Genomic DNA, 26,326 nt, shown 5'->3' with positions numbered 1-26,326 from the left:
ACCTGCCGCCGGGAACGACGCGCCGGTGACACCGGAGGGCAGAACAACAGCGGTGCAACCAGTAGCCGAGTCACCACCGCCGCTCCCGACAGCTAGCTCGCCCCCGACTGATCCCGACCGTGATGGGCTGTTCGAAGACCTCAACGCCAACGGACGGATCGATTACGAGGATTCGACGCTGCTGTTTGCTAATTTCGATCGGCCGGTAGTCACGGACAACGCCGCACAGTACGACTTCAATCGGAACGGTTTGCTGGATTTCGATGACGTGGTGGATCTGTATCAGCTGAGCGAGTCATCGGCGCCGGCCGTGACCATCGCTCCGGAAAACGATTCGGTCAACGTAGGCGGGACGCTCCAGCTCGTTGCGGTCGTCACCGGCGACGCCGACACCCCCGACGACCGCTCCTACGAGTGGCGGCAGATACGCGGTCCAGCAAACGCGTCTCTCAATCGATCGTCATCGGCCAGCCTCTCTGTGTCGCTGCCCGAAGCGGGAACGTACGTCTTCGAGGTGGTCGTCTCGGACGGGGACGCGCGGGACCGAGCGACCGTCAGCGTCGAGGCTAGCAACGCACCGCCGACGGTATCGGCGTACACCACCTCACCGTCGTCGCCAACGCCCGGCGAGCCAGTCACGTTCGAAGCGGAGCTAGCCGCGTTCGACGGCACGATCCGGGCGTATCAGTGGGACGTCGACGGAGACGGGACGACCGACGTAACCACGTCCGTCCCGACCACGAGGCATACGTATCGTACACCGGGACGATACGCGACGACGGTAACAGTCGTCACGGGCACGGGAGCGCAAGTCAACGCCACTCGAACGCTCGACGTTGAGGCGGATGCTGCAACGACCACGGAGACAGTACTCGACACTGGCTTCGAATCCACGCCAGTCAACGGCTCCCCGGCGAACTGGACTGCTACAGGGAACGGCACGCAGCGAGTCGTCGACGCCCCAGCCGCCAGCGGCGATCGCGCCTTCGAAGTGAGTGGCTCGGCGGGCGGCTGTCAGGAAGCCGTTGCGGAGCGCTCGATAAGAGAGAGCGAGGCGGGGACGGACACAGGGGCGAAGACGGACGCACGAACGACCGAACTCTCGTTCAGCATCCGACCGACCACGAACGGACAGGTCGGCTGTCACGCGTACAATGCAGCGATCGAGCTGCGGACGGCGACCGATGACGGGACGGCCGGCGACGGCCTGAGACTGCTCACGTTTCGGCCCAGCGGGATGGTCACCGGGAGCGGTATGGATCTCGGGGCGTACCGCGTCGGGGCGTGGAACAATGTGACGGTCGAGTACACGCACAGCGACGGGATGGTGACGATCACGTACGAGATCAACGGTGAGTCACGCGGGACGACCACGCGTGCTGCCCGGCACGACGAGAGCGCACCGTCGGCTGTCACCGTTCGCAGCGGCGAGTTTACCACGCAACTCGACGACGTTGTGGTCGAACGGATCGCTGAAGGGAGTGCTCTCCCAATCGACGCCAACGCGACGGCGGCGGCCACCGGACACGGCCACTTCACGACCTTCGACGGCGTGAGCTACGACTTTCAGGCGGCCGGCGAGTTCGTCCTCGCCAAGGACCCGACCGGCTCGCGGGCGGTCCAAGCTCGCCTGCGCCCTGTCCCGGGCGCGCCGGTCAGCGTGGTGTCGGCCGTGGCCACGCGCCTCGACGGTCGCGTCGTCACGATCGACGCGCGAGACGATGAGGTACTGACCGTGAACGGCACAGCACGCTCGCTTGCCGCCGGTGAGTCGGTACGCATTGGATCGGGGCGTATTACTCGCGACTCGAATGGCCGGACCTATACCATTGCTTACACGGCGTCAGAAAGGGCAGACACGACTGCGCCCGAACGCCTCACTGTCGATGTCTGGGCAACGCGGGTTGATGCAGCCCTCACGCTGGATGGGAGCCGTAGGGCCGACGTGGATGGTCTCCTCGGGAGTCCGAATGGCAACGCTCGTGACGATATCGCGTACCCGAACGGGACGGCCCTCCAGAGGCCTGTGCCGTTTGAGACGCTGTACGGGCTGTACCGGACAGTCTATCGCGTGACTGGACCGACATCGCTGTTCGACTACGATGGTGGAGACAGCCCACAGACGTTCTATGACCCCGAGTATCCGAGCGAGCGAGCGACGGTGGCCGACCTCGATCTGGAGACGCGAGCAGAGGCCCGCCAACAGGCCCGGTCCGCTGGACTGACGCCGGGGACGCCAGCGTTTACTGACGCTGTGCTCGACGTTGCGCTCTCCGGCGAGGGAACCTATCTCGACTCCGCCAAGCGTGCAGCCGCGGTGGATCCCACACCGAGTGATGCGACACCCATGGCAGCGCTGCGGTTCGGCGACCGTCGGGTCGCGAACGGCACCACCACCGTCGTCGTCGAGAGTACCACGTACACCGGTGGGGCCTACGCCGTCGTCATCTATACCGATGCGTCTCCGGACGATAGCACGGCCGACATCGGTGCCCGTATTGGTCGTTCGGTGACACTTGGGCCCGGACGACAGACGAACGTGACCGTCACGCTCGACCAACAGCGGTCGTCTGCCGACGAGGTGGCTGCGCTTCGGACGAACCGAACGCTCGTTGCACGACTCCATCGTGTCGATGACGGAACGGTCGGCGAGCCGCTCCGGTCGGATGGAACAACGACGAGTTCGGCTCCCATCGTCACCGACAGTGCGGACGTAACTGTCACCTCCGAAACGGACATCGGAGGGCAACCAACGATCACGGAAACCAGTGAGACAACTATTATCGAGCGTCAAGTGACACCGACGAAGCCATTAAATGTCTCTCTCGAAGGAATGAATGGGACGACCCATCCGGACACAGAGACGGAGTTGACGCAGTTGCGCCTCTCAGCGACGCGGAATGTAACTGTCGAAGCCGAGGTAACTGTATCGCCGACTTCGGGGTCGGCCCCCACGCTAGAGGGCGCGTCGGCGTACCTCTGGATCAACGAGTCCGTCCCCGAGGACGCGATCAATCATGTCATCTTCGAATTCACGATCGTTGCCGACACCGTCTCGACACCTGAGTCGATCGTACTCTATCGCTATCACGACGGGGCATGGACCGCACTCGAAACGACGTACCTTGGTCCGACAGGCGGGAGTGAGCGATTCGAAGCTCGCTCACCAGGGCTGTCGGTATTTGCGGTGGGTAAATCGACGAGTGGCAATGAATCATCTACCTCCCACGACGGAGACTCCCCCGAAGAGACGACCGACGGCGACTCCGGATCTTCATCGGATAACCCTCCGGAAACGGATGATGAGACCGCGCCGGATGACTCTGTTGAGGACGATGATGGCGTCGGTAGCGACACCGGTGAGGAGCCGACAGCGACTGCCACAGATGCTCCAGCAACGCCGCCGACGCCGGCATCAGAGACGGTGAGCCCAGTTCCGGACGACCGCGAGTCGGACGCGACGAAGTCGACAGCAGAATCCGACGATACCACTCCCCAACCGACGGCTGCCTCACAGTCGTCACCGACAGCAGTCGCGCCAAGCCAGTCCGAACCCGCCGGGGTGGCTCCACTCCTTCTTGGTGTGCTCGTTTTAGCGGTCATAACGGCTGGGGGAGCACTACTGTATCGACGCCGGTAGTCACCGTGTCGCCCGGGTTCAGTTTGATCTCCTCCCGCGCCTAAAGTCGCGGGAATCACTCACCGCAAGAGCATCGCCGGGAGACTACGTCCATGTTGACGGGCCCGTGTACGTGGGCGGCGAGACGCTGACGGCCGCGACGGGCCCACTAGTCGTTTGCGGTAGTCGCGAATCCGTCGCGACTGAGTTTTTCTGAAATGTGAGACGGAAGGTACTCGTTCGCACGTAAGTCATCGGGCTCGTAGGCCGTCCATCCCTGCGTGGTGAATCGACTTTTATCCGGATGTTGGTAGGTCTTGTTGGGTTTACCGGCGATATTCTGGACCAGGCCACGCACGATCAGCCGATCACGGTAAGAGAGAGAGCCACCGTTGAACGACCGTTCGTCCTCGTCAATCAAGAGGCGTCGGCCCGGGGTCGCGGCGTACGTATCGAAGTCAGCGTGTTCGGTGATGCGCATGAGCACCACGTGGTGGTAGACGCCGGCTCGCGGGCCGATGACCGACTCGGTGGAGTTCTGTCTGAGCGCCCGCCTGGCGTGCCCCTTATCATTGAATGGCTTCCGGATCTGGAGTCGCGATCCCTCAGCGAAGTGAACGGTAATACCACTGTCGCCATCGGGGTTCGAGACGGACATCTTCATGAACACGCCACGAATCTGCGTGCGCTCTTCCTCCCGAAAGGCCCACGCGTCGGCAGAGCGCGAGACCATCACGTAGAGGTCCTTATGAAGGGGATCAGCCTGCCGGAGGGGAACGCCATCTGGGGTCCGGTTCGCCACTTCCCATCCATCAAGCAGCGCGTCACCGTCGGTGTCTGGAGCTGTCGGATCGGTTCCGAGAGCGAGTTCTCGACCGTCCGCGAGCCCGTCAGTATCGGTATCGTTCGATGTGGGGTCGGTCGGACCATTGACCTCCGTGGCATCGGTGAGTCCATCACCGTCCGTGTCGGCAGCGGTTGCATTCAGCCCTAGTTCACGTTCGCGTCCGTCAGATAGCCCGTCAGCGTCCGTGTCAGCAACCGTCGGGTCGGTAGCGTTCGCCACTTCGGCCGCGTCAAGAAGGCCATCGCCGTCGGTGTCGTTCGCCAAGGGGTCCGTGCCGTTTGCCAGCTCGGCGCCGTCGGCGAGTCCATCGGCGTCCGAGTCCGCAACCAGCGGGTCCGTGCCGTTTGCTAGTTCGGCGCCGTCGTCGAGTCCGTCTCCATCGGTATCAGCTATGTGTGGATTCGTGCCGAGTTGCCGTTCGCGGTCAGGGGCAAGTCCGTCGTTATCACCAGCCGCGGCAGATGTGAAGGTAGCCGTCGCAGTGGACGGCGTCCCGGTCGCTTCGATCGGGTCGCTGTTCCCGGCCACGGCGGCCGATTCTGGCTTGTTCAGGATCTGCCCGCAGCCAGCAGTCGCGACGAGGACAGCGAGTGCGGCCGCAATCATAATGCGTCGAACACGTGGGCTCCGGGTGGACGCCGTCGCATCGAGCCGTCGGCACCGCTCGCGACGCATGGGTGCGAACCGATGATTCGCACGGAGATTGTCAGTGTTGTCTACTTCTTGGCCTGTAGGAGCCATCAATTGGTGTTAGTGTCTGTGTATGCACCCGGGTGATATCCTCACCATCCTAAACCGCGGGGTTTCCCACGAGCGGGGGCCGGCTCATTTGGGAGAGTTACCGGTCAACATTCCCGAGGGAATGCTGGCAGTGCCACGCTAGTATTGCTCTTCTTCCTCGTCGTAAAGACGGGAGGACGGAGTTCCCGTTTGTGCCCTGCATCCCGTCCGTCTAATGAAAGGGGCGCCTTCCACGACGAGAGGGCTAATTCCGATGCTATCTCGTTGAGGTCGGGCAAATTTATCGCCTCGGTTGGCGCTTAGTCCGTTATAGAACATCTTAAACACTCGGTTCGGTCGCTGCTCGTGTTCAGATACGGATTGAAGATGAGGCGTAGCGCTTTCTACGTTGTTCATTCCTGAAAACGCTAGCTTCAACGGATGTATCGGCTGGATCGAAGTAGACTTTGTGGAACGAGAGACAACACTGTAATTGTTGATAAAGCTCGGTATTCAGCTCTATCTTGTTAGACTATCACTTTCGGATACTATCTCTATTCTTGAAATATTTGGTGTTGAGAGGGCACGATTCACCGTTCACAACTGGGTGCACAACGCCGATCTACAGCCCGAAGAGAGTCAGAATCTGGATCACGGTGCGGTTGATGAGACGGTGATCCGACTCAACGACGAGCAGTATTGGCTGTACGCCGCGGTCGATTCAGAAACGAACAGATTACACCATGCAAAGCTCGAACCGACCAGAACGAACGTCACCGCCTACTCGTTTTTTGAGAATTGCGTGAGAAACACGGCGTTGACGACGCCGTGTTTCTTGTCAATAGCACGACACTACTGAACGACGCGTGCCGTCGCCACGGCCTCGATTTCAGACACGAACCCCACGGAAATCTGAACAGTGTCAAACATATTATTATAAGATGGAACGTGGAACTACTAGTTTCTCGAATTGTTTTAGCGATGCCAGGTTGGAAACTGTAAGCGAGTGGTTTCAATCGTTCGCCTTCGCATGGCATCAACTAATCTGAACAGGGTCCCGACTTTGGCTTTGTTACGCGCGTTCTCAGGGGATTCGAGCATCCCTCTGATGTTAAGATTCTCAACGAATACGGCATCATAGTGGGGCGTCAACGACGCCCCCGCGCTCGCGGCGGCGACGGTGGGCGTCGCCATGGGCGCTGCGGACACCGACACCGCCATCGAGACGCCGGACGTGGCGCTGATGGGTGACGACCTCACTCGGTTTCCGTACCTCGTCACCTCTCGCGTCGGGCCAGCCGCGTTATCAAGACGAACGTCTGGTCGTCGCTGGGCGTGAATGGTCGCTGGGCGTGAAGCCTGTCCTCGCAGCGGGCGCGCCACTTGGCCTCGTGAGCGTCGTCCGCGCCGTCGTCATTGGCGACATGGGCATGAGCCTCGCGGTGACGGGCAACGCGATGCGGCTGGCGAACGTGCGTCCCGACGACAAGACGTAGTCAGAATCGATTGCAAAACTTTTTTAAATTTTCTGTCTGATAACAATTAACTGTGTTCAGGTCGACTCCACGGCGACGATCCGACATGCCACGGTTCGGAACAACGCGAGAACCGGAGTCAAAATCGAGGCGGACCACTCGGTCGTTCGGAACCTCACCCAGAGCGGGAGCGGGAGGGACGGCGTGCAGGTCGGGGCCGAGAACGTCACTCTTGAGGACGTGACCGTCCGGAATAACTCTGAAAAGGAAGTCGTTGCTGTCACCAAGCACGGTCAGGCGACCATTCCGAAGCGGTTCCGCGAGAAGCTCGGGATCGAGGCTCCCGGAAAGGTGCTGTTCCGGGAGACAGAGGGCGACGAGGTGATCGTCGAACACGTCCGCTCGCCGGATGAGATACGCGGCTTTGCCGCCCGCAGCGAAGCGTCCACCGACAGACCCGCAACCGAGATCCTCCAAGAGAAGCGCGAACAGGATCGAGAGGAACGTGACGCGTAGTTCCCCTCGGAGGAGTGATCGTGGTCCCTGACAGCGTCGTCTTTGACGCTGAGCCGCTGATCGCACACGCTGATGATGAACCCGGGAGCGACGTGGTTGAGGAGTATCTCGACGCAGTAGCCGTCGAGGACACCGCCGGCTACGCCAGCTGCGTGAACCTCGCCGAAATCCGCTACACTATCGCCCGGAAGTACGACCGAACCACCGCTGACGAGTATCTCGACTGGCTCACCGATATCGGAATCGAGACCGTGGAGGTCGCTGGCTCATAGCAGGAGGCCTCAGAGAACACCCTTAGGGACAACCCGGCGCTCGGTGACTCCTTTGCACTGGCGACCGCTGAAGAGGTCGAGGCGACGCTCTTGATCGACGGTGACGACGACTACGACGAAGTCTCCGATGTCCCATTAGAGCGGTTCCGTGACGGCTCCACATAGACGAACTATCCAATTCGGTGGTAAGCATTTCGTCGAAAAGCGAACCACTTGAACCGACTGAGTACCGCTGTATCGAATCTCAATGCTGTAGCAGTTCGTTGTCGGCACAGACAGGAACAAAATCACGATTAACAAAATCGTGGTTTAGATAATCGCCAGTATTATTCTCTCGCGTACAGAAGCGGAGGTATGACACAGCGACGGTTCGTCAATCGAGCGGACGAACTCGAGACACTTCGGAAAGCATTCCAGAGTGAGCAAGCTGAACTGCTCGTCATCTACGGGCGGCGCCGACTCGGAAAGAGCGCCCTCGTTCGTGAGGCGACAGCCGATATCGACGATGCCGTCTACTGGCAGGCGACCGAGGAAACCCCTGAGGTACAACTCGCCGATTTCGTTACGACTGCCAGCGAGACGTTCCCCCTCCTCGAGGACATCCAGCGCGACTGGGAGGCACTCCTGCGTGCGCTGGGACGACAGGACGCGGTCGTCGTCCTCGACGAGTTCCCGTACGTCGTCCAGTCCAACGAGGCACTACCCTCGAAGATCCAGCGCGTCTGGGACACCCAGCTCGAAGACACGAGCATGACACTCGTCCTCGTCGGCTCGTCGATCAGCGTCATGGAGGAGAAGGTCCTCGGTGGCGGCAGTCCGCTGTACGGGCGACGAACGGGCGCGGTCGATCTCCCGCCACTGTCGATCGACGACGCAAGGCAGTTCTATCCGGGGGACGACCCGGACACGACGATCCAGTCGTGGGGCGTCTTCGGGGGGACGCCGTACTACCTCCGTGCGCTCGATCCGTCCGCGACGCTCGCTGAGAACATCCAGGCACGCATCCTCTCGGAACACGGCGTCCTGCACAATGAACCGGAGTTCCTGTTGCGGACCGAGTTCGGCATCCGCGAGCCACAGACCTACTACACGATTCTCCGGGCGATCGCCACCGGGAATCGCGAAACCAGCGAAATCGCCAGCTTCGCCGGCGTCGACTCGAACAGCCTGGGGTCGTATCTCTCGAAACTCCGTCGGCTACGGCTCGTCGAGCGGGACATCCCAGTCACGGCGAACCCGAACGCGACGCGCAAGAGTCGGTATCGATTGAAGGAACCGCTCTTTCGATTCTGGTTCCGCTACGTCTACGGACAGACCGGGAAGCTCGTCCAGCTCGGTGACGCGGCCTACGAGGAACTCGTCGAGCCGACGTTCACGGACTACATGGGGCCGATGTTCGAGATCGTCTGTCAGAACGCCCTCCCGTCGCTACTCCCGAAGACGTACCAAGGGATGGGCTACTGGTGGCATCGCAATCACGAACTCGACGTCGTCGGACTCGGAAGCGACGGGACACTCGTCGCCGGCGAGTGCAAATACACGACACGGCAGATGACCGAAGGCGATCTCGCTGATCTCGAACGGACCACCCAGGAGGTCCAGTGGTCGCCGGGTGGCGGTGAAGAGCCGACGTATTACTACTGCTGTTTCTGTCGCTCCGGGTTCTCCGACGGGCTTCGCAGTACTGCTGCCGAACGAGACGATCTCTCGTTGTTCACACCGAGCGATATCATCGAATAGCTCAACGAGTGTTATTGCCGATTCGGGATTCCATCCATGTTCGTCGAATATCTAAAATCGAGGAATCAGCCGGAACACGGAGTAATGCCGTAGTTTACACATCGATAACGGGGAGTGGACATCGTCGAATCTCGAAGTTACCCCACAAATTCATATGACAGTTCGTTGTGGGGTAACTATGGCCGAGGACATCCCGGAGAAACCGCCCGCACCGGAGTTGCCGAAGTATCTTCGCGAACCACTCGAGAACCAATCCCTAGAACGGCTGGAAGCAGTCGCGACGTACGCGGCTGATCTGGCGGAAGGGAAACGTCGACAGCGACAAGAAGAACTCGAGCGTCGACGAGCAGAGGACGAAGTCGATGAGGAAGAACTCGAAGAGCTAAACGAGCGCGAGATCTCGACGAATCCAGAGGATTATGAAGGTGTCCCGACGAGTGGAGCGTACATCACGGTGAAGGAGACAAAGCCGGGATATCGTTATTACTATTTTCAATGGAGGGAGGGCGATTCCTGGAAAAACGAATATATCGCTCCTGTGAATCCGCGAGAGTGACTTCAGTATCGCCTCGTGAAGACACACCGGGTTTCCGGTGAATCGAGACTAGTCACGGACTGATTGGTTGAGTCAACTCGCAAAACTCCGCACACACACACCGGGTTTCCGGTGAAATGTGACTCCAGTCGACAGGGAGGATATGAATCGCAGCACAGCTCACGACTCTGCCGACGGATCAGAGAACCACGAACGCGGGATACAGCCGATAAGTCATGCGAATCCACGGAGTACTGATGACGAACCCCGTTGTGAACACACCGTGTTTCCGATGAAACCGACACCGAGAGATACTGGAACGAGATCGTTCAGATTTACATCATATGTCTGACGAGGGTTTATTATCTATCCGTGCTTACCTTCCAGTGACTCCATCGCTGACCAAAGAACGAAGCGAAGGTCGTCGCTTCGGTGTTCTACTTGATTCAGTCGAACCGCCCCTATCGAGGGTGGATTCCCGTAATCAGGTTCTCGTCAGGTTCGCTCTCGTGAGGCCGCGCATGCGTATCTTCCTCGCTTCGACCTCTTTTCTCGTGGACGACAACCCCCGTTTCACGTGCAGTGTAGACGCGCTCTCACCCAGTTTCACCGGAAACGTGGTGTGCGTGTGTAGGGGAAAACCTCAAGTTATTTCACCAGAAACGTGGTGTATAACGAATGTCCAAATCCGACGATCTATTCATTCGGGAGGATCCGATCTTCGTGGATAAAGAGCTACTCGAAATTAATCACCTCCCCGAGGAGGGACGGATCGTCGGCCGGGGCGAGGAAATCGGTCAGCTCGCGAACGCCGTCAATCCCGGTATTTTCGGTCAGTCTCCGAGTAATGTCCTCATCTACGGCAAGACTGGCACGGGAAAATCGCTCTGTGCCAAATACGTGTCTCGCCGACTCGTCCAGACTGCCGACGAGGAAGGTGTCAGCGCGGCCCACGCTTACGTCGACTGTGCGCAGGATGGAACCGAAACGCAGGCAGTACAGACGATTGCGAGCAGTGTCAACACTGATGAGACGGACATCTATATTCCGGACAAGGGCATCAGCACCGCCACCTACTACAAACGGCTGTGGAAGATCCTCGATGCCGAATACGACGTTGTGTTGATCATGCTCGACGAGATCGATAAACTGGAAGACGACGATATTTTGATGCAACTCTCGCGAGCCGGCGAGGCCGGGAAACTCGAGTCGTGTAAGATCGGCGTGATCGGTGTCAGTAACAAGATCAAGTACAAGGATCGGATGGACGAACGGGTCAAATCGAGCCTCTGCGAACGCGAGTTCGTCTTTCCGCCCTACGACGCCTCTCAACTCAACGAGATCATGGTCGCTCGAAGCGATGCGTTCCGTGATGGCGTACTGGACGATGGTGTTATTCCACGGGCCGCGGCGCTCGCCGCTCGTGAACATGGTGACGCCCGTAAGGCCATCGACATCCTGCGCTATGCCGGTGAGATAGCCCAATCGACCGAAGCCGAGACCGTTCGCGAAGAGTTCGTGACACAGGCCCGCGAACGCGCCGAAACCGACCGATTCAGGGAGTTGATTCGTGGCTCGACACCGCACTCACGGTACGTGCTGCAGGCACTGACGATGCTGTCGATCAATGCCCGTGAAGATGAGACTACGCCCGACAATCAGGGCTTCCGTACGACTCGAGTCTACGATCTCTACGAGCAGATCTGCCGACAGGAAGGCTCCGACTCGCTTTCGCTTCGTCGGGTTCGCGATCTCCTGAAAGAACACGCGTTTCTGGATATCGTCGAGCAATCGCGCCATAGCGGCGGGAGTGCTGAAGGAAGCTATACGGAACACACGTTGCTCGAAGACCCTGCAGTCGTCAAAGATGTCCTGGCTGATACGATCGAGTGAGCTACAGAAACCTCTCGATACCGTTCCCGATCCACGTTACGTCTGTTGGTGGCGCCGACGCACACCGGGTTTCCGGTGAAGCGATCGGGAAACTAGTTGGCTAGTTATCCACTTCACCGGAAACCCGGTGTGTGACATATATCAGTTAGCTGGTGACTAGTGCAGTTACCCCACAAAAATAATAGCTGTGCGAGTGTGGGGTAACTTTCTATTTTGTGATACGCTGAATATGTCACCCCTCGTCCAGAGTGTATCAGTGGATTCTCTTCGCCACTAAGGACCTAATCAGCCCTCTTCGGTCATGGTTGCCAACGGATTAGCTACTACTCCGCGTCGAATTATATTCATCCAGATCGGACTGGCGGTCGCCCGTTAGATCCCGTTTTATATCTATTCTATCCCAACCCAGCGGAGACAGGATACTTTCGACAGCTCTGACGAGTTGCGTCTCGTAGTACGACGGATCATACGACTCGATCTCCTCGTGAGCCAACGCGACCCGGTCTCGTGGGGATTTCTCGTCGTCGACGACCACGTACTCGATGTCCTGTCCGGGATGGACAGCGAGGTCGTGATCGCGAGCCCGCTTCAGCGCCGCCACGTTTTGCGTGTTCTGTGTGTACCCTTCGAGCGGCTTGGAGATACGATTCCGTTCGACGAGTTCCGCAACAGGCACCGTTCCAGCGTGGAGCCGCTCGATGGCATCCTGGAGACAATCAAGCACTGCGTCCGGCGACCGGGTCGCGTCGAACCGTTCGAGACAGTTCCGCTGGACGGCCTCGATGAACGGCGGCGTCGAGCGCTGTCGAGCTTCGATGCCTCTGATCTTGAACTCGTCTTCGTCGGCGACCTTCCCGAAGTGCTTCGTCAACGCGCCGGCGTCGCTATGACGCTGTGGGACGAACGCCACCCAGTCATAGTAGGCTTCGTGTTCGAGCCGAATCTCGATGCGTTCCGTGATCTCCATTGTGAGCGTCTCGAGGTCCGCGCGGTCCTCGTCGCCGACGTCGGGGTCCGACGTCACCCATCTGAAGTCGACGATGCCGTGGACGACGCGCCAGCCGCCCACTTCCAGCCGTTGTTTCACCGTCAGCAGAATCTCCCAAGCGAACGCGTTGATTTCTGACTGGGAAGGCGAACAACTTTCCCTCCCACCCACTGTGGAGATCCGTCCATCCTTCCTCGAAGAGCTCAATACTGGTCTCTCGTGGCTATAGTTCACCCAAACAATCTGGGCCGGTTAGACTCGGTTTGTATGGAGTCCCGACCCGCCGCCGATGCTGACTCGACCCACACGTCTCATTCAAGACACCAACACGTACATCACGCCACCTCCACGAGTCGCTCGGTTAGCGTTTCGAGTTCGTCGGTCTCGTCGATAGCACCCAGCCATCGATCCGGAAGCTGTAACGCCCCAAACCGCGCCCCAGCGACTGTCCCTGCAATTGCCCCAATCGTATCCGTATCACCGCCACGATTCACCGCCGTCACAATCGCGTCCTCGGCACTGTCCACGACAAGGCCATCGTGGAGTGCTGTCTGCAGCGAATGCACAACGTAGCCCGATGTCTCCAACGTATCGGGCGAGTCGCCACGGGCAAGCGGTCGGAGTGCCGTCGCAAGCTCATCAGGCGCGTCCGCACCGACGTAGTCAAGCGCGTCCTGCAACGGCGTATCCGCATCGTCAAGGAGGCCAGCCACTGTGAGATTCAGGATCGCACAGTCATCAGTACATCGTGAGTCAGCGTGCGTGATCTGTGAGGACTGCCGACTTACCTCGACGAGTCGGCCCCAGTCATTCGCGTATGGGATGGCGAGTGGTGGACACCGCATCACGCTCCCGTTGCCTGCGTTCTGACCTTCTCGGCTCTGCTCCCAGACGTGCTGGCCTGCCTCGTCCCATTGGTCACCGTGTTTGAGGCGGCTGAGCGACCGCATCGTCATGCGCCCGATATCGAACGGCCCGCTGTCGTACCACGCGACGAACCGCTCTGCGATATCCGTCGGATCGAACGGTTCGTGTTCTACTAGACTTCGGGCGAGGCACAGCGCTTGTTCGGTGTCGTCTGTAATCGTCCCGGCTGGCTGGTTCCACGTGCCATGCCCGACCATCTCGTCGAGCCGTCTATGTTCAGCACTGATCTCCGACGCAGATGTAAACTCGACTGGCCGGCCAAGCGCATCTCCACACGCTAGCCAAAGGAGGACACCACGCGCCCGATCCAAATCCATACGTCACCCAAGAACTACCGCTGAGAAAAATGTAGGGTGAGAGTCACTCGTTAGGTTTCGTTCCGGTACGGAGGTTTTCTCGATACTCGGCCCACGTTTGATACATTTCGATCCGTTCCTTCTCCGTCATCGTGTCATGCATAGCGGTTAGCCCGCTTTCGGAACTGTGACGCTGAAAACCGCCCCGACAGGCTCGTTGTCATCTATCTCGATTACCCCGCCGTAAGATTCTACGAGCGTCTTGACCAGATACAAGCCGAGCCCGGTGCCGGAGCTGTCGAGGCCCGTTTCCCCCTTCCCAAAGATGGTCTCCTTCTCTGTATCCGCGATTCCCGGTCCGTTATCCGCAATCTGAACCAGGACAGAGTCCGTCCGTTCACCTGCCGAGATATCCACCTCTGGGACCTCCTTGTCGTTGTGCTGGATCGCGTTCTTCAGAAGATTGCGAAAGACCGCCTCGAGCATATCGTTTGCCTGAACTGGTGTCTCCGGCACGGCCGCAGTAGGCGTGACCACGGCGTCCGGGTAGGTATTCTGTACTTCTTCGACTGCGCTGGAAAGCGACGGGCCAAGAGGAGTCGGAGCGATATTTTCAGTGTCTGAGAGCATCACTTTCGCCATTTGTCGAGCAGTCGTCGTAATCTCGACAGCGTGTTCTGCGTTTTCTAGGACAATATTTAGGTGTTCTCGAATAGAGCCGGACCCCGATTGGTCGGCAGCCAACTCTGCATATGCCATTATCAACTGAATGTCGTTGCGGATGTCGTGGCGAAGCACCTGATTCAGGATTTCGAGATTATCGCGTTGTTCTCGTATCTCTCGTTCGTAGCCTTTCCGATCAGAGATGTTCCGGACTAATGCGTGCAAACGTGGTTCCCCACGATGATCGAATCGGCTGAGCTTGACCTCTGCGGGGAACTCAGTCCCGTCGGGGCGTCGATGTACCCACTCGAAAAAGGCGGTCCCCGTCTCGAAAGCGGTCTCGATGTGCTCTTGGGCTGCTTCCTCCGAGTCTCTCCCGTCCGGTTGCGTTGGCGGTGCAAGATCCCACGGAGTATACTCAGCAAACGTATCTACAGACTCGATGCCGAATAGGTCCAAGGTCTGTTCATTGCAATCAAAGAATCCCTGCCTGTCCAGTAACATGAGAGCGTCCTGGGTGCTCTCGAAGAGGTTCCGGTATTTGGCCTCGCTTTCTGTGAGTTCGCGTTCTCGTTCTTTCCGCTCGGTGATGTCTCTGACGAGGGAGTGCAGGACTGGCCGGCCGTCATCTTCAAACCGGGTCAACTTCACCTCGGCTGGAAATGTCGTCCCCCCTACGGTCTGATGGGTGTATTCGAAGAACGCGCCGCCCTGTTGAAATGCCGTCTCGATGTGTGTCTGTGCGACCTCTTTCGAGTTGGCGCCATCAGGTTGGGTTTGCGGTGCAAGGTCCCACGGCGTATACGTGAGCGCCTCTTCCTTTGAATTGAGGCCGAAGAGTTCGACTGCGCGTGTATTGCAGTCAAAATACCCATCACGGTCGAACAACAACAGCGCATCACGACTGTTCTCAAACAGAGCACGATACCTCTATTGATTGGGTTTGCCATTACTGCTCATATACGATCTTGATGAGTGGTAATCGTAGTCGTGGTATACTCAATCAATAAACGAAGGTACATACTAATAATTGTACGACTCGGCCCGTCCACGGACATCAATACAATTGGGTTAGGGCCTGGGAGAGAGAGAATCCTATATATTATCAGCTCGCTGCTGTATTTCTTTTCCAATACCAGCATTAGGCGAGCAGGACGGGCACGCGAGAACGACGCCGTCTTTGTCGCCGAAAACTCGTGCGAACTGAGCAGAAATATGTCCGCCACAGGTAGCGCAATCAGGCATAGGTATCAGTAGAACTCCCGAACGAGATCCGTTGCATCGTCCGGCGCTCCGTCGGGTATGACAGCCATATTCTCTGAGAGCCCTTCACGCTCTTCGTAGGCAACCGAGTGCTCGTCCTGATAGATTACACCCTGGTACTCTTTATCGCCGTCCATAATTGCGTCCGTAGCGTCGTCGTAATCCGTCGGATCGTGGTCAGTCTCGGCGAGATCGACAATCGTATCTCGGAAGTAGTCGTAGGTATCGACGTCGTTGAACGTCACACAGTGGCTGTAGACGTTGACGAAGCCGAAGCCGTCGTGTTCGACGGCTCTCTGAACGATCTCGTTGTGGCGCTGTGCGTCCGACGAGAACGACTGCGCAATGAACGTCCCCCCGGCAGCCAGTGCGAGCGCGAGTGGGTTGACCGGCGGCTGTTTCGGCCCCTCGGGCGTCGTCGAGGTTTCGAAGTCCTCACGCGAGGTCGGCGAGGCTTGTCCCTTCGTGAGGCCGTAGATTCAGTTGTCCATCAATATATATGTTATGTCGACGTTGCGGCGGACGGCGTGGATGAAATGGCCAGCGCCAATCGAGTAGCCATCTCCGTCGCCGCCAGCGACCATCACTTCGAGGTTCGGATTCGCCAGCTTCGCCCCGATACCCACTGGGAGTGCGCGGCCGTGAACACCGTGGAGCGCGTAGCTGTGCATATAAGTCCCGATCTTCCCGGAACAGCCGATCCCCGCGACGATGAACGTGTTGTCCGGGTCGTTCCCGGTATTCGCTAGCGCTTTCATCATCCCGTTCATCGTGCCGAAGTCACCGCAACCGGGACACCACGTTGGCTGCTTATCGGATTCGCTCTTGCGAAGTAGATTGTTGATCGCGAGAGCTGTGGCTGAAAGTCGAAGAGGGCAAGGGCACCGCGCCAGCGGTGCCCGATATGTTCCCAATAAGCCGGTTCGTGTCGGAATCGGCTGCAGCGGACCTGTTGCAGCAGGTTCGCTGGCGTGATGGCGTCGAGTGCCCCCGCTGCCGTTCTGACCTGACGGTCAGAAACGGCAGCTATCGGGAGTATCAGCGGTATCTGTGTAAGAATTGCGGCCGGACGTTCAACGACAAGACCGGCACGATCTTCGCTCACTCAAAGCTCTCGCTGAAAGAGTGGTACTTCACGATCTACATCTTCTTACGGTTCAGCACGAGCATTCGCCAGATCGAGGCGGAGCTCGATCTTTCGTACAGAACGGTGAGACGGCGCGTCGAGCGCTTCGCCAGAGCGCTCGACGCGCCTTCGATCACGCTGTCTGGACCGGTCGAAATCGACGAAGTGTACGTGTCTGCCGGTCTCAAAGGCCGCGAGCGCGATCAAGAGTCGCGCTCGCGTGGTTTGTCTACACGCGGACGAGGCTCGTACAACGGCGACAAACCGCCGGTGTTCAGGCTGGTCGATCGTGGCTCGGACGAGCGCTACGTCGTGCCAGCGAAATCCGCCGACGAATCGACCATTCGACTCCTGCTTGCTGACCACGACGAGGAGTCGTTGACCGTCTATACGGACGGATTTCGAGCGTACGACCCGCTAGAAGACGACGACGCATTCACCCGTGAATACGTCGTCCACGGCGACGGAGAATACGCTGACGGTGACGTTCACGGGCTGTGTTGAATCGCCATACTGCGTTCGAATTCACTGTTTCACGAAGCGTTTGATGTTGTAGACCGCACACATCAGGGCGATTTCTCGGAACTCACGGAACCACGAACGCGCTCGCACGGCGAAGCCGAGCGAGCGCTTCACAGCCGAGTTCACGGTCTCGGTCATAGAGCGCTGATTGTAGCGCTGTTCGTCGATTCTGGCGTTGTGCACGTGGTCGTAGGGTGCGAAGATACGATGTTTGATGAGCGGGTGAATCCCAAGGTCATGAAGGGACTCGCGGAGCGATTGCTTGTCGTATCCCTTGTCGGCGGCAAGAGACCGCAGATCGCCCGCGTTCCGGCGGGCGATCTGCTCGGCGAGGTCTGCGTCGCTTCCTTCCCGAGTCGTTGAGCAGTGTACGTCAAGGACTGCTTGCGTCTCTGTATCGACGAGTTTCGTGACTTTCAGCTTCTGTACGCGGTAGCTGATTCGCTGGCAGTAGTGGCGGCTCGCTGTTGAGCGTTCGTAGAATGTCGCGTCGATCGCGCCGTGTTTCGAGGGGTCGTGCAGCTGCGCCGACTGGCGCAGCAGCACTCGGCAGACGCTCATACTGATTCGGTCGAACGCTTTACACAACGTGGATGGAGAGGGGAGATCGGCCGCGCTGAGGCCGATCTCCCCGGTTATTTGTGGCATCTCTTTGGGCAGGTCAATCGTCATTCGGTAGGACGTGTCGAGGTAAATCCGTAGACAGTGGAGGGAAACGGGGGCATAGTCGGCGAATCCGCCGCCACCTTCTGGGGCGGCGGATTCGTCTCCATCGCCAGTAACTCTTTGAGAAATCGGGACGACTTCGCTAGTGAAGCGGGAGATTTGGGTCATAGACAACTGGAGTCTCCCGCTTCAACTCCTTCGATTTAGCGACCTATCCCGACGCCGTCTAGTGATTCAACACAGCCCGTTCACGTCAACACCTGCGAGAGCCACGCGTCGCTGATGCGACGGTGGCTCTCGCCCCACCGAGGAGTGTCAAAAGACAAGCTAACGCCGTATCTCAGAGCCTTTCAGCTCCGCTGCGAACTCTACAGAAAACCAGGTGACGACGCGCTCAAACATGCTATCGACGCCGCCCTCTGAAAATCAACAACGTGCTTCACAAGAGCGTATCGGACGCTCTTCTGTAGGAGATTGTTGATACTGGCGAGCTGTCGCTGTCGTGTCGAAGAGGACAAAGACACCGCGTCAGCGGTGTCCGACACGGATGATTCCGCTAGATGCGTTTGGGTCGGAATCGGTCGCAGCGGACCTGTTACAGCAGGTTCGCTGGCGTGACGGCGTTTCCTGTCCTCGCTGCCGTTCTGACCGAACGGTCAGAAACGGCAGCTACGGGCACTTTCAGCGGTATCTCTGTAAGGATTGCGACCGCACGTTCAACGATAAGACCGGCACAATCTTCGCTCACTCGAAGATCGCACTCCGCAGATGGTTGTTCTCGATCTACGCGTTTTTGCGGTTTAACACCAGTCTCAGGCAACTACAGTGCGAAATCGATGTCACCTACAAAACGATCCACAGGCGTGTCGAGCGCTTCACCGAAGCGCTCGACGCGCCGTCACTCGATCTCCGTGGCCCGGTTGAAATTGACGAGTTCTACGTCTCTGCCGGCTTGAAAGGCCGCGAGCGCGACCGCTGGTCGCGCTCTCGCGGCCTCTCACGACGTGGACGCGGAACGTATGATCAAGACAAACCACCCGTGTTCGTCCTCGTGGATCGCGGCACCGAGCAACGGTACGTTGTGCCGGTGAAATCCGCAGACGAATCGACGATCCGGCTCCTGCTGGCTGACCGCCAGCAGGAGCCTCTCACTGTCTATACCGACGGATTTCGTGCGTACGATCCGCTTATTGAAGACGAGAAATTCGACCGCGAATACGTCGTTCACGGAGACGGTGAGTACGCCGACGAGGAGGTCCACGTGAACACCTGCGAGAGCCACGCGTCGCTGGCGCGACGGTGGCTCTCGCCGCATCGAGGCATCTCAAAAGATCGCCTCACACAGTATCTCCGAGCGTTCCAACTCAGACGAGAACTCTACCGCAAACCCGGACGAAAAGCGCTCAAACACGCCGTCAAAGCCACTCTCTGAAATCAACAATGTGCTACAGAAGAGCGAACACGGGGAGTCCGAGATTTCCGAGCCACTCGCCGAACTGGCGGCTGCCATCGACGGCGTGCTCTACGAGGAGGCAGAGGCCGTCGAACTCGGTGCGTGGGCACAGACGGATCCTCTGGGTCACCGAGATGCGTCACACGTCAACAGTAGCTCAGTTGATGGATCCCGATCAGACGACGCACGCGAGCCAGCCGAGCCTGGTGTTCTCGATGGAGGCGTCAGTAAGCCAAATCGCATTTTCGAAACGCTTCCCGATTCGGCCTGGCAGCTCGATCACGACCAGTCCGAGACACCCCGAGAGGACACATCGACGTCGACAGCAGCGTCAAACCCACACCCACGGCGACAACACCACCGTCCGTCAGTCCGGTATCGTACCACGTTCGAGTGCTCCGTGTGCAGTGGCATTCGTGAGGTAGAAACCCCACTTCGAGTCTGTGCGTTCGTCGACGAGTGTACAAGATGTGGAGCGGTCGCTCGCTTTACTGCAGGCGGGATTCCCACGCCGCTCAAGAAGGACTGATCACCGGCGAGACGCGCCTGTCGTTGCTACAAGTTCGTCGATGAACGTCGTGAGAAGGTCGACAGGGTCACGATCGAAATCCTCTACTGGCGGCTCCCAGAGTGCAACATCGAACGCCCGTGCGGCCGTTGTCTGGCCTTCAGTAGCCGTGATCATAAGAATGGCACTCTGGTAGATCACGATCGTCCGATGCTCGTCGACATCGAGATACTCGATCGCAGCTGCCTCAAGCGCCTTCGGGAGATCCAGCGCCGTATCCAGCGTACACTGCTACACCGGCGCTTCGTCGTCCGTCATAGTAGCCGCTACTACTCGTTTGTACAAGTATATCCGGACGCCGTGACGGCTAAACAACCGACGTGTATAGTTCTCATCAGCGACGATGGATTTCACGCCCACAGGCACTGCCGTATCCGCTGCACCTCGTAGTCCGAGGAGTTACACAGGTCGCCAGCAAACGGACGACCATGGATCAAACACCCGACGCGTTCGCCGCTGCGCTGTCTTCGGGTGACACCGACCGCGTGAACCGTGCAATCGACTCTGTCGACGACATGGAACTTGAAGAGCGAGCGGCCCTGTTCGATGACTGCTTCGAGCGGTGTCGTGACCTCTACGCGAGTGACAATGGCTATCAGCGTAAGTCTGTCGTTCGCTTTGCGGCCGCCCTGTATCCGGGGCTTGCGTTTCGAACGGTCGGAGCTGATCGCACCGACGCAGTATTACCGGACGACTGGACGCTCGATGAGATCGCGACGCATCGTCACCGACTTCGCGAGTTCTACCTCGACGCGCTCGTCGACGACGATGGACGGGTGCGACGCGCCGCAGCCAAGGGCCTCAAGGAATTGGCAGTCGCAGCTGAACTGATCGGCGCTGAGGACGAACTACAGACGATGCTGGCTGAGCTAGAGACGCTGGCCGAGAACCACAACGACGAGAGCGTCCAGAAGCACATCAATCAAGCTCGCGAGAACGTCGCCTTTCACGCGCAGAAACCGGGCTCGTTGCTTCCAGAGGGTTTCCGAGATGCCTTCGAGTAGACTGCTCCAAGAGCAAGACTGGAGATCCAGAGACTCCTGAACACCCACAGATGACCGTGCTTGTTCCGTTGTGTCGCTTTCTTACCAAACAGAGTCTTAGAATGTCGAATGTATAATTTGGTAAGATAAGTATCCATACAGAGCTGCAGTCCACTCGTCAGTCATACCAACGGTTCCGAAGAAGACACGGAGTTTTGTGGCCTCAGAATCATATGAGGGATATGACGTACAGTGCGAGGTGGCATACCCTTCTCGAAGAAGCCGAGGAACTCGCCTCAACTGCCACCCTCGTCACGCCACTCTCGGACACGCGATTTCACATCACCGATACCCAAGAGCACCGCATCATCATCGAATTCCTGGAGTCGGGCGATTCCCAACCACTCCAGCGTGAGCAGTTCGAAACGCTCTATCGACGGCTCCAAGATACAGCCGGTGGCTTCGACCTTGATCGGCTCCCACCGGACGCCGAGCCGTACGCGGCCGTCCTCACGCTCCATCCTCGCATCGAGATCGATGTAGACGCCGGCGTGCTCCGCGAAACCGACGCTCCGACCACAACACACGGTCTCAACGACGAGCCATCGGAGCAGACAGACAGAGCCGAACCCGACATCGATGTTTATGCGGATGCGCTCCTGCTGATCGACGCCCTAGAACGCCACGATCCCACCGCGATGGCGGATCTCGAGACGGATGGACTCATCGACCTCTATACGCTGCTGTCGGACGTTCAGCGTGGCGCGGATGATCTCCGACAAGACGTCGCGGACGTCTTACTCGACCGGGTACAACACGGCCAGCCGGTACACGCTCAGTACGGCTCGATCCAGCGCACGAGCCGGCGTTCGAAGTCACTGAAAGACGACGAGGAGGTTCTCGCTGTCCTCGAGGACGCGGGCATCGATCGCGAGCGGGTCCTCGGTATTGAGCCGGACAAGGTCAATGACGCTCTCGACGTGACCAATCTTCGGGAGGAGGACGTCTACGACGTTGACGAGCGGGCCTACGTCCGGAAATCCGAGGTTGACGAAGACGTGAAAGAGACGCGCCTGCAAGGGCTCAAAGAGCAGCTGGCAGCGAGTGAGAGTGAGGAAGCTGCGGAACTGCGCGACGAAATTGAAGCTCTCGAAGCGCGGATTGAGGATTTCACCGGCTTCGATTCAGCAAAAGAATTCTATGCCGATTCACAGGCGGGACGAGGCGGATGCCCCGACCCTTGAGGTCGGGGAGGAAGCTGACACCCGATGACACAAACCACGCTACGATGGCGGGACGACTCCCCGACGTATAAGTAACTTCGCCCGTATATGTGAAAATACAGTGGAGTACCGCCGTACCGCCGTCATCAAACTCGACACTCCCGAAGGGGCGGACGCCTCTCTTCGAGAGACGGTCGAGCAGTTCAAACACTGCGCCAACACCGCATCGGAGTGGTGCTGGCACGGCGACGACGGATACCACGTCACCTCGAAAGCCAAAGCCGAACACGCCCTCTATGACCAACTCCGCGACGAAACCGACCTTACCGCCAACCTCGTTCAGAAAGGGATTCGTAGAGCGGTTGAAGCCGTCAAAAGTGGCGTCGAACGCCTCAAACGTGGTGAGAACACGTCGAAACCACACTTTTCGGCAGACAGCGCAGTTTACGACAAGCGGAGTGCGACGTTCCACCGAGATCATGTTTCCCTTTCAACCGTAGACGGGCGCATTGAGTGCGACTACATCCTCCCTGACGGCTCGGAGACACCACCCACGAAGTACGTTTCTGACGAGGCCTTCGAGTTTCGGATGGCGCACTTGCAGTACCGCGATGGTGACTGGTACCTCCACGCCTCGATGCGGAAAGTCGAAGCAGACGAGGAATCGTCTAAATCCGAATCCAAGCACAGAACAGTCCTTGGTGTGGATTTAGGCGTCAACAACCTTGCCGTCGCTTCGACTGGGCGGTTCTGGTCGGCAGACGAGTTCAACCACTGGCGCAGAGAATACGAGAAGCGTCGTGGGTCGCTTCAGCAGTGTGACTCTCGGTATGCCCACGAGAACATCGAGAGCGTTGGACAGAAAGAGTACGGACGCTTCGAAATATACTTGCACACGGTGGCGAACGAACTTATCGAAGAGGCCGTTGAGAACAGCTGCTCGCATATTGTGTTCGAGGATTCGACCCACATCCGAGAGAACATTCCTGAAGCGACGTGGCAACACATCTGGGCGTTTCGACGCCTCTACGAGTACGTTGAATACAAGGCCAAAGAACACAGCGTCGAAGCTGTACAGGTAGACCCGCGTAACACGTCGAATCGGTGTTCGACGTGTGGGTTTACCCACGACGATAACCGGAACGAGGAGTCGTTCAAGTGTCAGCAGTGCGGGTATGAGAACCACGCCGACTACAACGCTGCGAAAAACATCGGTTTACAGTATCTCCGACGTCGGCAAAACGCAGGCGACGGAGGCGCACCCGTAGATGTGCGCTTGAATCGCGGGACGTTGAACGTGAGTGGGGAGTACGTGCCCCCTGCTTCGGTTGAGGCATAGAACGGGAGTCCACGCGAAAGCCTCGGGGCTTGACCCCGAGGCAATTTACAGGCAGATCGGTAACGCGCTGATGTCGTGATCATCCTTTTTTCGACGATGTTGCGGATAAACACCTCTGTCGCTATGTCTTTGTATCTTACCAAACAGATGTATAGGTATTCCACCGATGTTAGGTAAGAGCCTGAATCAAGTGACATTACCTTCTGACGGAACAAAATCACCAGCACTGATCATCCCAAAGACACACACCACGGTTACAAGTGAAGCACACCACAGCTGCGAGTGAACACAGTCAGAACTGACCACACCACTATTGCAAGTGAACAGGCAAAATCACTCGACAGCAGCGACTTCACTTGCAAGAGTGGTGTGTCTATGCGACGTTGTTCATCGACGCGATTTCTCGGATCGTCTCTATTTCGCTTTCTAACCGCAGAACGTCGGACATCGCTTCAATCGCACTTGTGAACGGAACGTCCAGTTCATAGCTGTAGTAGTTCCCACGAGAACCGCTCCGGTTCTCGTAGGCCGACAGAATCCCGAGCATCCGAAGATCGGACAGATGATTATGCACGGATCGTTGGGCGAGCGAGTCGGTCCCAGAGGAATCACAGAGTGCGGTGTATTCCTCGTAGATCTCCCGCGTTCGGGATGGCGTCTCGTCCTTGGCGGCTTTCGAGATAACGGCTAACAGTGCGAGACGCCCGTGCGTCGTCAGTTCTCGCATTCCTTCCTCCACACGTTCCTGTTCCAGACGAGATCGTGCTGCCTCAACGTGGTCACGCTCGATGAGGTCCGCTTCGCGATTTTCCGCAATCTCGCCCGCTAATCGAAGGAGGTCAAGCGCTTGTCGGGCACTTCCACTGTCGCGAGCAGCGAGAGCCGCACAGAAGTTCAACACACCCTGCTCAACGGCACCCTCGGCGATTGCGATTTCGGCACGGGACTCGAGAATGTTCTCCAGCTCAGGCGCATCATATGGTGGGAACTGCAGTTCCCGTTCACAGAGTGTGTCTTGAACGCGAGGATCCAGCTGATCGCGGAATTTGAAGTCGTTACTGATTCCGATTACACCGACTTTCGTCGAGTCGAGGTTGTTGTTCGCCCGAGCTCGTGGAAGTTCGTACAGCAATTCGTCTCGATCACCAATCGAGTCGACCTCGTCCAAGACGATCAGAATCGTCCCACCGATTGCCTCGAGTTCCCCGTACAGTTTCTTGAAGACAGTTTGTTGGGGATAACCAGTAGAACTGATTTCACCGCCAGCAGGACGAAGCTTGTTCACGAGTTCTACGGCGACTTGATAAGAGGAATTCAGTGTCTTGCAATTCACCGATATAACCGACAGGTCAACGTCATCGTAGTCAGCGACATCGTCCTGGAGTCTGTCGAGAAGATAGTCGGTGACGGCGGTCTTCCCGACGCCGGTATTCCCGTAGAGGAAAATGTTGTTCGGTTCCCAACCGTCAACGACGGGTTGGAGGGCGTCCATATACTCCTCGATCTCCTCATCTCGCTCCTCGATTTGGTCGGGTTGGTAGGATTCTCCAAGGGCGTCTTTGTTGCGGAAGATGTTCTGCTTCCGCTCGAATCGACGCATGTCACCGCTTTCCCACGTCTCCTATATAAAACCACCCCTACATCTGTTTCAAGTGAAGAACACAGACACACCACTCTTACAAGTGAAGCACTAGACTAGTAGTAGTGACTAGAGCAACAGTCCACAATTTCAACTAAAGCGCTGACATATCTGGGTGGTGGTGTTGTAAGAATTCACGTCCTAGAGGCTCTCTTTGTGCTGGTACCGACGTTTGTATCCCCGCAACTGCTTCTCTGTACTACTTTGTCCCCTGTCTCGAATTCTGGGCTTCACTTGCAAGAGTGGTGTGTCTCTGTCTTCCTACCACATCCCGTGGTAGTCTCAATCGCGGCCCGGTCTGGTTTCTATGTCCCGAACTCCTCCTTCGATCATCGTGGTTGGTTCGAGCGGTCACACCCACCACCGTTTCAGCAATTTTCGTCGAACATGCTGATTTGCTATACTCTTCTGAGGATCACCCCACTATTTTATGAATCTAATCTGGTGTCTCTAGTATCATGGAAACGTAAAGATCCGGAACTGGCGGAAGGGTGGATACCAAACCTCCCGAGCTACTGAATTCTCGACAATCAGCCGATTCAGCGACTCTCGATAGTGATTGCTCCGGAAATGCTGGAGGGTTGCTCTCAAATCTTACCAAACATTTATTCTCTAGTAATCCGTGTTGTTTGGTAAGACAATGACCCCTCGACCACCGGCTCCCGATTCGCTCCCGCAGTATCTCGCTGAGGGCGTCCCGAAGCAAGACGACGCAGACTTACGCACCCTCCGGGACTGGATCGACGATCTCCTCGAGTACCGCCAGGACGTCGCTGCCGAAGATATCGACGCCGGCGAAGGCGAGACGATCGAAGCCGTCGAAGAATCGAGCGGGGGGACTGTGGTGATCAAGAAAGTCAGCTGTGGCAAAGACAACTGCAAGTGCCAATCTGGCGAGCTCCATGGCCCCTACAAGTACATCGTCCGCCGACAAGGGGATAGTCTCGACTGGGAGTACAAAGGAGCGGTCACGGAATGATCGTCTCTCTTCGGCTCGGTCTATACCAATTTGGTGCTCGCCAAAGTAGTTAATGTTCAAGCGGCCATAGCTTG

The 26,326-nt window shown here is 57.9% G+C and carries 17 protein-coding genes and 6 pseudogenes; 15 read left to right on the top strand and 8 right to left on the bottom strand.

Annotated elements, in window-relative coordinates; all coding sequences use genetic code 11:
* Nucleotides 1–52: 52 nt before the first annotated feature.
* Nucleotides 53–3,640, top strand: coding sequence for a PKD domain-containing protein (locus HALNA_RS00530; protein ID WP_157573365.1), 3,588 nt, complete (start codon nt 53–55; stop codon nt 3,638–3,640).
* A 148-nt stretch (nt 3,641–3,788) separates the two neighbouring features.
* Here the strand turns inward: HALNA_RS00530 and HALNA_RS00525 are convergent, their stop codons facing one another.
* Nucleotides 3,789–5,072 (bottom strand): hypothetical protein, encoded by a 1,284-nt coding sequence (locus HALNA_RS00525; RefSeq protein ID WP_049934248.1) that lies wholly within the window; start codon nt 5,070–5,072, stop codon nt 3,789–3,791.
* 529 nt (nt 5,073–5,601) lie between these two features.
* Between HALNA_RS00525 and HALNA_RS19045 the strand changes: the two are divergent.
* The 7 genes and pseudogenes from HALNA_RS19045 (at nt 5,602) to HALNA_RS00500 (ending at nt 11,617) form a co-directional block, all read left to right on the top strand.
* Nucleotides 5,602–6,235, top strand: a pseudogene (locus HALNA_RS19045) (IS6 family transposase).
* Nucleotides 6,236–6,330: 95 nt separating this feature from the next.
* Nucleotides 6,331–6,682: pseudogene (locus tag HALNA_RS21490) on the top strand (heavy metal translocating P-type ATPase); the annotation flags it as partial.
* 183 nt (nt 6,683–6,865) lie between these two features.
* Nucleotides 6,866–7,177 carry an AbrB/MazE/SpoVT family DNA-binding domain-containing protein gene (locus tag HALNA_RS00520; RefSeq protein WP_245575960.1) on the top strand — a complete coding sequence of 104 codons (312 nt, stop codon included), beginning with the start codon at nt 6,866–6,868 and terminating at the stop codon, nt 7,175–7,177.
* Between the two features lie 20 nt (nt 7,178–7,197).
* The gene (locus HALNA_RS20960; RefSeq protein WP_245575959.1) at nt 7,198–7,449 is read left to right on the top strand and encodes a PIN domain-containing protein; all 252 of its coding nucleotides are present in this window, start codon (nt 7,198–7,200) and stop codon (nt 7,447–7,449) included.
* A 354-nt stretch (nt 7,450–7,803) separates the two neighbouring features.
* Nucleotides 7,804–9,189 carry an ATP-binding protein gene (locus tag HALNA_RS00510; RefSeq protein WP_049934246.1) on the top strand — a complete coding sequence of 462 codons (1,386 nt, stop codon included), beginning with the start codon at nt 7,804–7,806 and terminating at the stop codon, nt 9,187–9,189.
* Between the two features lie 178 nt (nt 9,190–9,367).
* Complete coding sequence (locus HALNA_RS00505) at nt 9,368–9,745, top strand: hypothetical protein (protein ID WP_049934245.1); 378 nt, start codon at nt 9,368–9,370, stop codon at nt 9,743–9,745.
* Nucleotides 9,746–10,402: 657 nt separating this feature from the next.
* Nucleotides 10,403–11,617 carry a Cdc6/Cdc18 family protein gene (locus tag HALNA_RS00500; protein WP_049934243.1) on the top strand — a complete coding sequence of 405 codons (1,215 nt, stop codon included), beginning with the start codon at nt 10,403–10,405 and terminating at the stop codon, nt 11,615–11,617.
* Between the two features lie 316 nt (nt 11,618–11,933).
* On the opposite strand, the pseudogene HALNA_RS00495 reads toward HALNA_RS00500, so the two are convergent.
* From HALNA_RS00495 to HALNA_RS00480, 5 genes and pseudogenes are all read right to left on the bottom strand, one after another.
* A pseudogene (locus tag HALNA_RS00495) lies at nt 11,934–12,740 on the bottom strand (DNA polymerase domain-containing protein); the annotation flags it as partial.
* 200 nt (nt 12,741–12,940) lie between these two features.
* A complete protein-coding gene (locus HALNA_RS00490) occupies nt 12,941–13,849 on the bottom strand; it encodes an ADP-ribosylglycohydrolase family protein (RefSeq protein ID WP_049934241.1) in 909 nt (302 codons plus the stop codon).
* A gap of 147 nt (nt 13,850–13,996) precedes the next feature.
* Nucleotides 13,997–15,409, bottom strand: a complete 1,413-nt coding sequence (locus HALNA_RS00485; RefSeq protein ID WP_281172085.1) for a sensor histidine kinase — start codon at nt 15,407–15,409, stop codon at nt 13,997–13,999.
* A 177-nt stretch (nt 15,410–15,586) separates the two neighbouring features.
* The gene (locus HALNA_RS21730; RefSeq protein ID WP_449404859.1) at nt 15,587–15,736 is read right to left on the bottom strand and encodes a DUF7563 family protein; all 150 of its coding nucleotides are present in this window, start codon (nt 15,734–15,736) and stop codon (nt 15,587–15,589) included.
* A 5-nt stretch (nt 15,737–15,741) separates the two neighbouring features.
* Nucleotides 15,742–16,599: pseudogene (locus HALNA_RS00480) on the bottom strand (2-oxoacid:ferredoxin oxidoreductase subunit beta).
* A 59-nt stretch (nt 16,600–16,658) separates the two neighbouring features.
* Here HALNA_RS00480 and HALNA_RS00475 point away from each other — a divergent pair.
* Nucleotides 16,659–17,372, top strand: a pseudogene (locus tag HALNA_RS00475) (IS1595 family transposase); the annotation flags it as partial.
* A gap of 33 nt (nt 17,373–17,405) precedes the next feature.
* Here HALNA_RS00475 and HALNA_RS00470 read toward each other — a convergent pair.
* Nucleotides 17,406–18,236, bottom strand: coding sequence for an IS5 family transposase (locus HALNA_RS00470; protein WP_049934238.1), 831 nt, complete (start codon nt 18,234–18,236; stop codon nt 17,406–17,408).
* 78 nt (nt 18,237–18,314) lie between these two features.
* On the opposite strand from HALNA_RS00470, the pseudogene HALNA_RS19590 reads away from it, so the two are divergent.
* The 5 genes and pseudogenes from HALNA_RS19590 to HALNA_RS00445 all read left to right on the top strand — a co-directional run.
* Nucleotides 18,315–18,491, top strand: a pseudogene (locus tag HALNA_RS19590) (IS1595 family transposase); the annotation flags it as partial.
* Nucleotides 18,492–18,615: 124 nt separating this feature from the next.
* Nucleotides 18,616–19,500: an IS1595 family transposase gene (locus HALNA_RS00465; RefSeq protein WP_049934237.1), complete on the top strand. Its 885-nt coding sequence runs from the start codon at nt 18,616–18,618 to the stop codon at nt 19,498–19,500.
* A gap of 1,017 nt (nt 19,501–20,517) precedes the next feature.
* Entirely contained in the window at nt 20,518–21,093 is a 576-nt protein-coding gene (locus HALNA_RS00455) for a hypothetical protein (protein WP_006183542.1), read from the top strand.
* A 221-nt stretch (nt 21,094–21,314) separates the two neighbouring features.
* Nucleotides 21,315–22,316 (top strand): hypothetical protein, encoded by a 1,002-nt coding sequence (locus HALNA_RS00450; RefSeq protein WP_049934235.1) that lies wholly within the window; start codon nt 21,315–21,317, stop codon nt 22,314–22,316.
* Nucleotides 22,317–22,416: 100 nt separating this feature from the next.
* Complete coding sequence (locus HALNA_RS00445) at nt 22,417–23,634, top strand: RNA-guided endonuclease InsQ/TnpB family protein (RefSeq protein ID WP_049934233.1); 1,218 nt, start codon at nt 22,417–22,419, stop codon at nt 23,632–23,634.
* 373 nt (nt 23,635–24,007) lie between these two features.
* Here the strand turns inward: HALNA_RS00445 and HALNA_RS00440 are convergent, their stop codons facing one another.
* Nucleotides 24,008–25,234: an orc1/cdc6 family replication initiation protein gene (locus HALNA_RS00440; RefSeq protein ID WP_006183539.1), complete on the bottom strand. Its 1,227-nt coding sequence runs from the start codon at nt 25,232–25,234 to the stop codon at nt 24,008–24,010.
* A 679-nt stretch (nt 25,235–25,913) separates the two neighbouring features.
* Here HALNA_RS00440 and HALNA_RS00435 point away from each other — a divergent pair.
* A complete protein-coding gene (locus HALNA_RS00435) occupies nt 25,914–26,252 on the top strand; it encodes a DUF6788 family protein (protein ID WP_006183538.1) in 339 nt (112 codons plus the stop codon).
* Nucleotides 26,253–26,326: the final 74 nt, after the last annotated feature.

Source organism: Haloplanus natans DSM 17983 (assembly GCF_000427685.1).
In the GTDB taxonomy this organism is placed as follows: domain Archaea; phylum Halobacteriota; class Halobacteria; order Halobacteriales; family Haloferacaceae; genus Haloplanus; species Haloplanus natans.
This window is presented reverse-complemented; position numbering and strand designations above follow the sequence as displayed.

What these genes read in the sequence shown, in the direction of transcription:
- HALNA_RS00525 (WP_049934248.1), bottom strand. Translation starts at nt 5,072, where the DNA reads ATGATTGCGGCCGCACTCGCTGTCCTCGTCGCGACTGCTGGCTGCGGG.
- HALNA_RS00510 (WP_049934246.1), top strand. Translation starts at nt 7,804, where the DNA reads ATGACACAGCGACGGTTCGTCAATCGAGCGGACGAACTCGAGACACTT.
- HALNA_RS00505 (WP_049934245.1), top strand. Translation starts at nt 9,368, where the DNA reads ATGGCCGAGGACATCCCGGAGAAACCGCCCGCACCGGAGTTGCCGAAG.
- HALNA_RS00500 (WP_049934243.1), top strand. Translation starts at nt 10,403, where the DNA reads ATGTCCAAATCCGACGATCTATTCATTCGGGAGGATCCGATCTTCGTG.
- HALNA_RS00490 (WP_049934241.1), bottom strand. Translation starts at nt 13,849, where the DNA reads ATGGATTTGGATCGGGCGCGTGGTGTCCTCCTTTGGCTAGCGTGTGGA.
- HALNA_RS21730 (WP_449404859.1), bottom strand. Translation starts at nt 15,736, where the DNA reads ATGCCTGATTGCGCTACCTGTGGCGGACATATTTCTGCTCAGTTCGCA.
- HALNA_RS00470 (WP_049934238.1), bottom strand. Translation starts at nt 18,236, where the DNA reads ATGACCCAAATCTCCCGCTTCACTAGCGAAGTCGTCCCGATTTCTCAA.
- HALNA_RS00465 (WP_049934237.1), top strand. Translation starts at nt 18,616, where the DNA reads ATGATTCCGCTAGATGCGTTTGGGTCGGAATCGGTCGCAGCGGACCTG.
- HALNA_RS00455 (WP_006183542.1), top strand. Translation starts at nt 20,518, where the DNA reads ATGGATCAAACACCCGACGCGTTCGCCGCTGCGCTGTCTTCGGGTGAC.
- HALNA_RS00450 (WP_049934235.1), top strand. Translation starts at nt 21,315, where the DNA reads ATGACGTACAGTGCGAGGTGGCATACCCTTCTCGAAGAAGCCGAGGAA.
- HALNA_RS00440 (WP_006183539.1), bottom strand. Translation starts at nt 25,234, where the DNA reads ATGCGTCGATTCGAGCGGAAGCAGAACATCTTCCGCAACAAAGACGCC.
- HALNA_RS00435 (WP_006183538.1), top strand. Translation starts at nt 25,914, where the DNA reads ATGACCCCTCGACCACCGGCTCCCGATTCGCTCCCGCAGTATCTCGCT.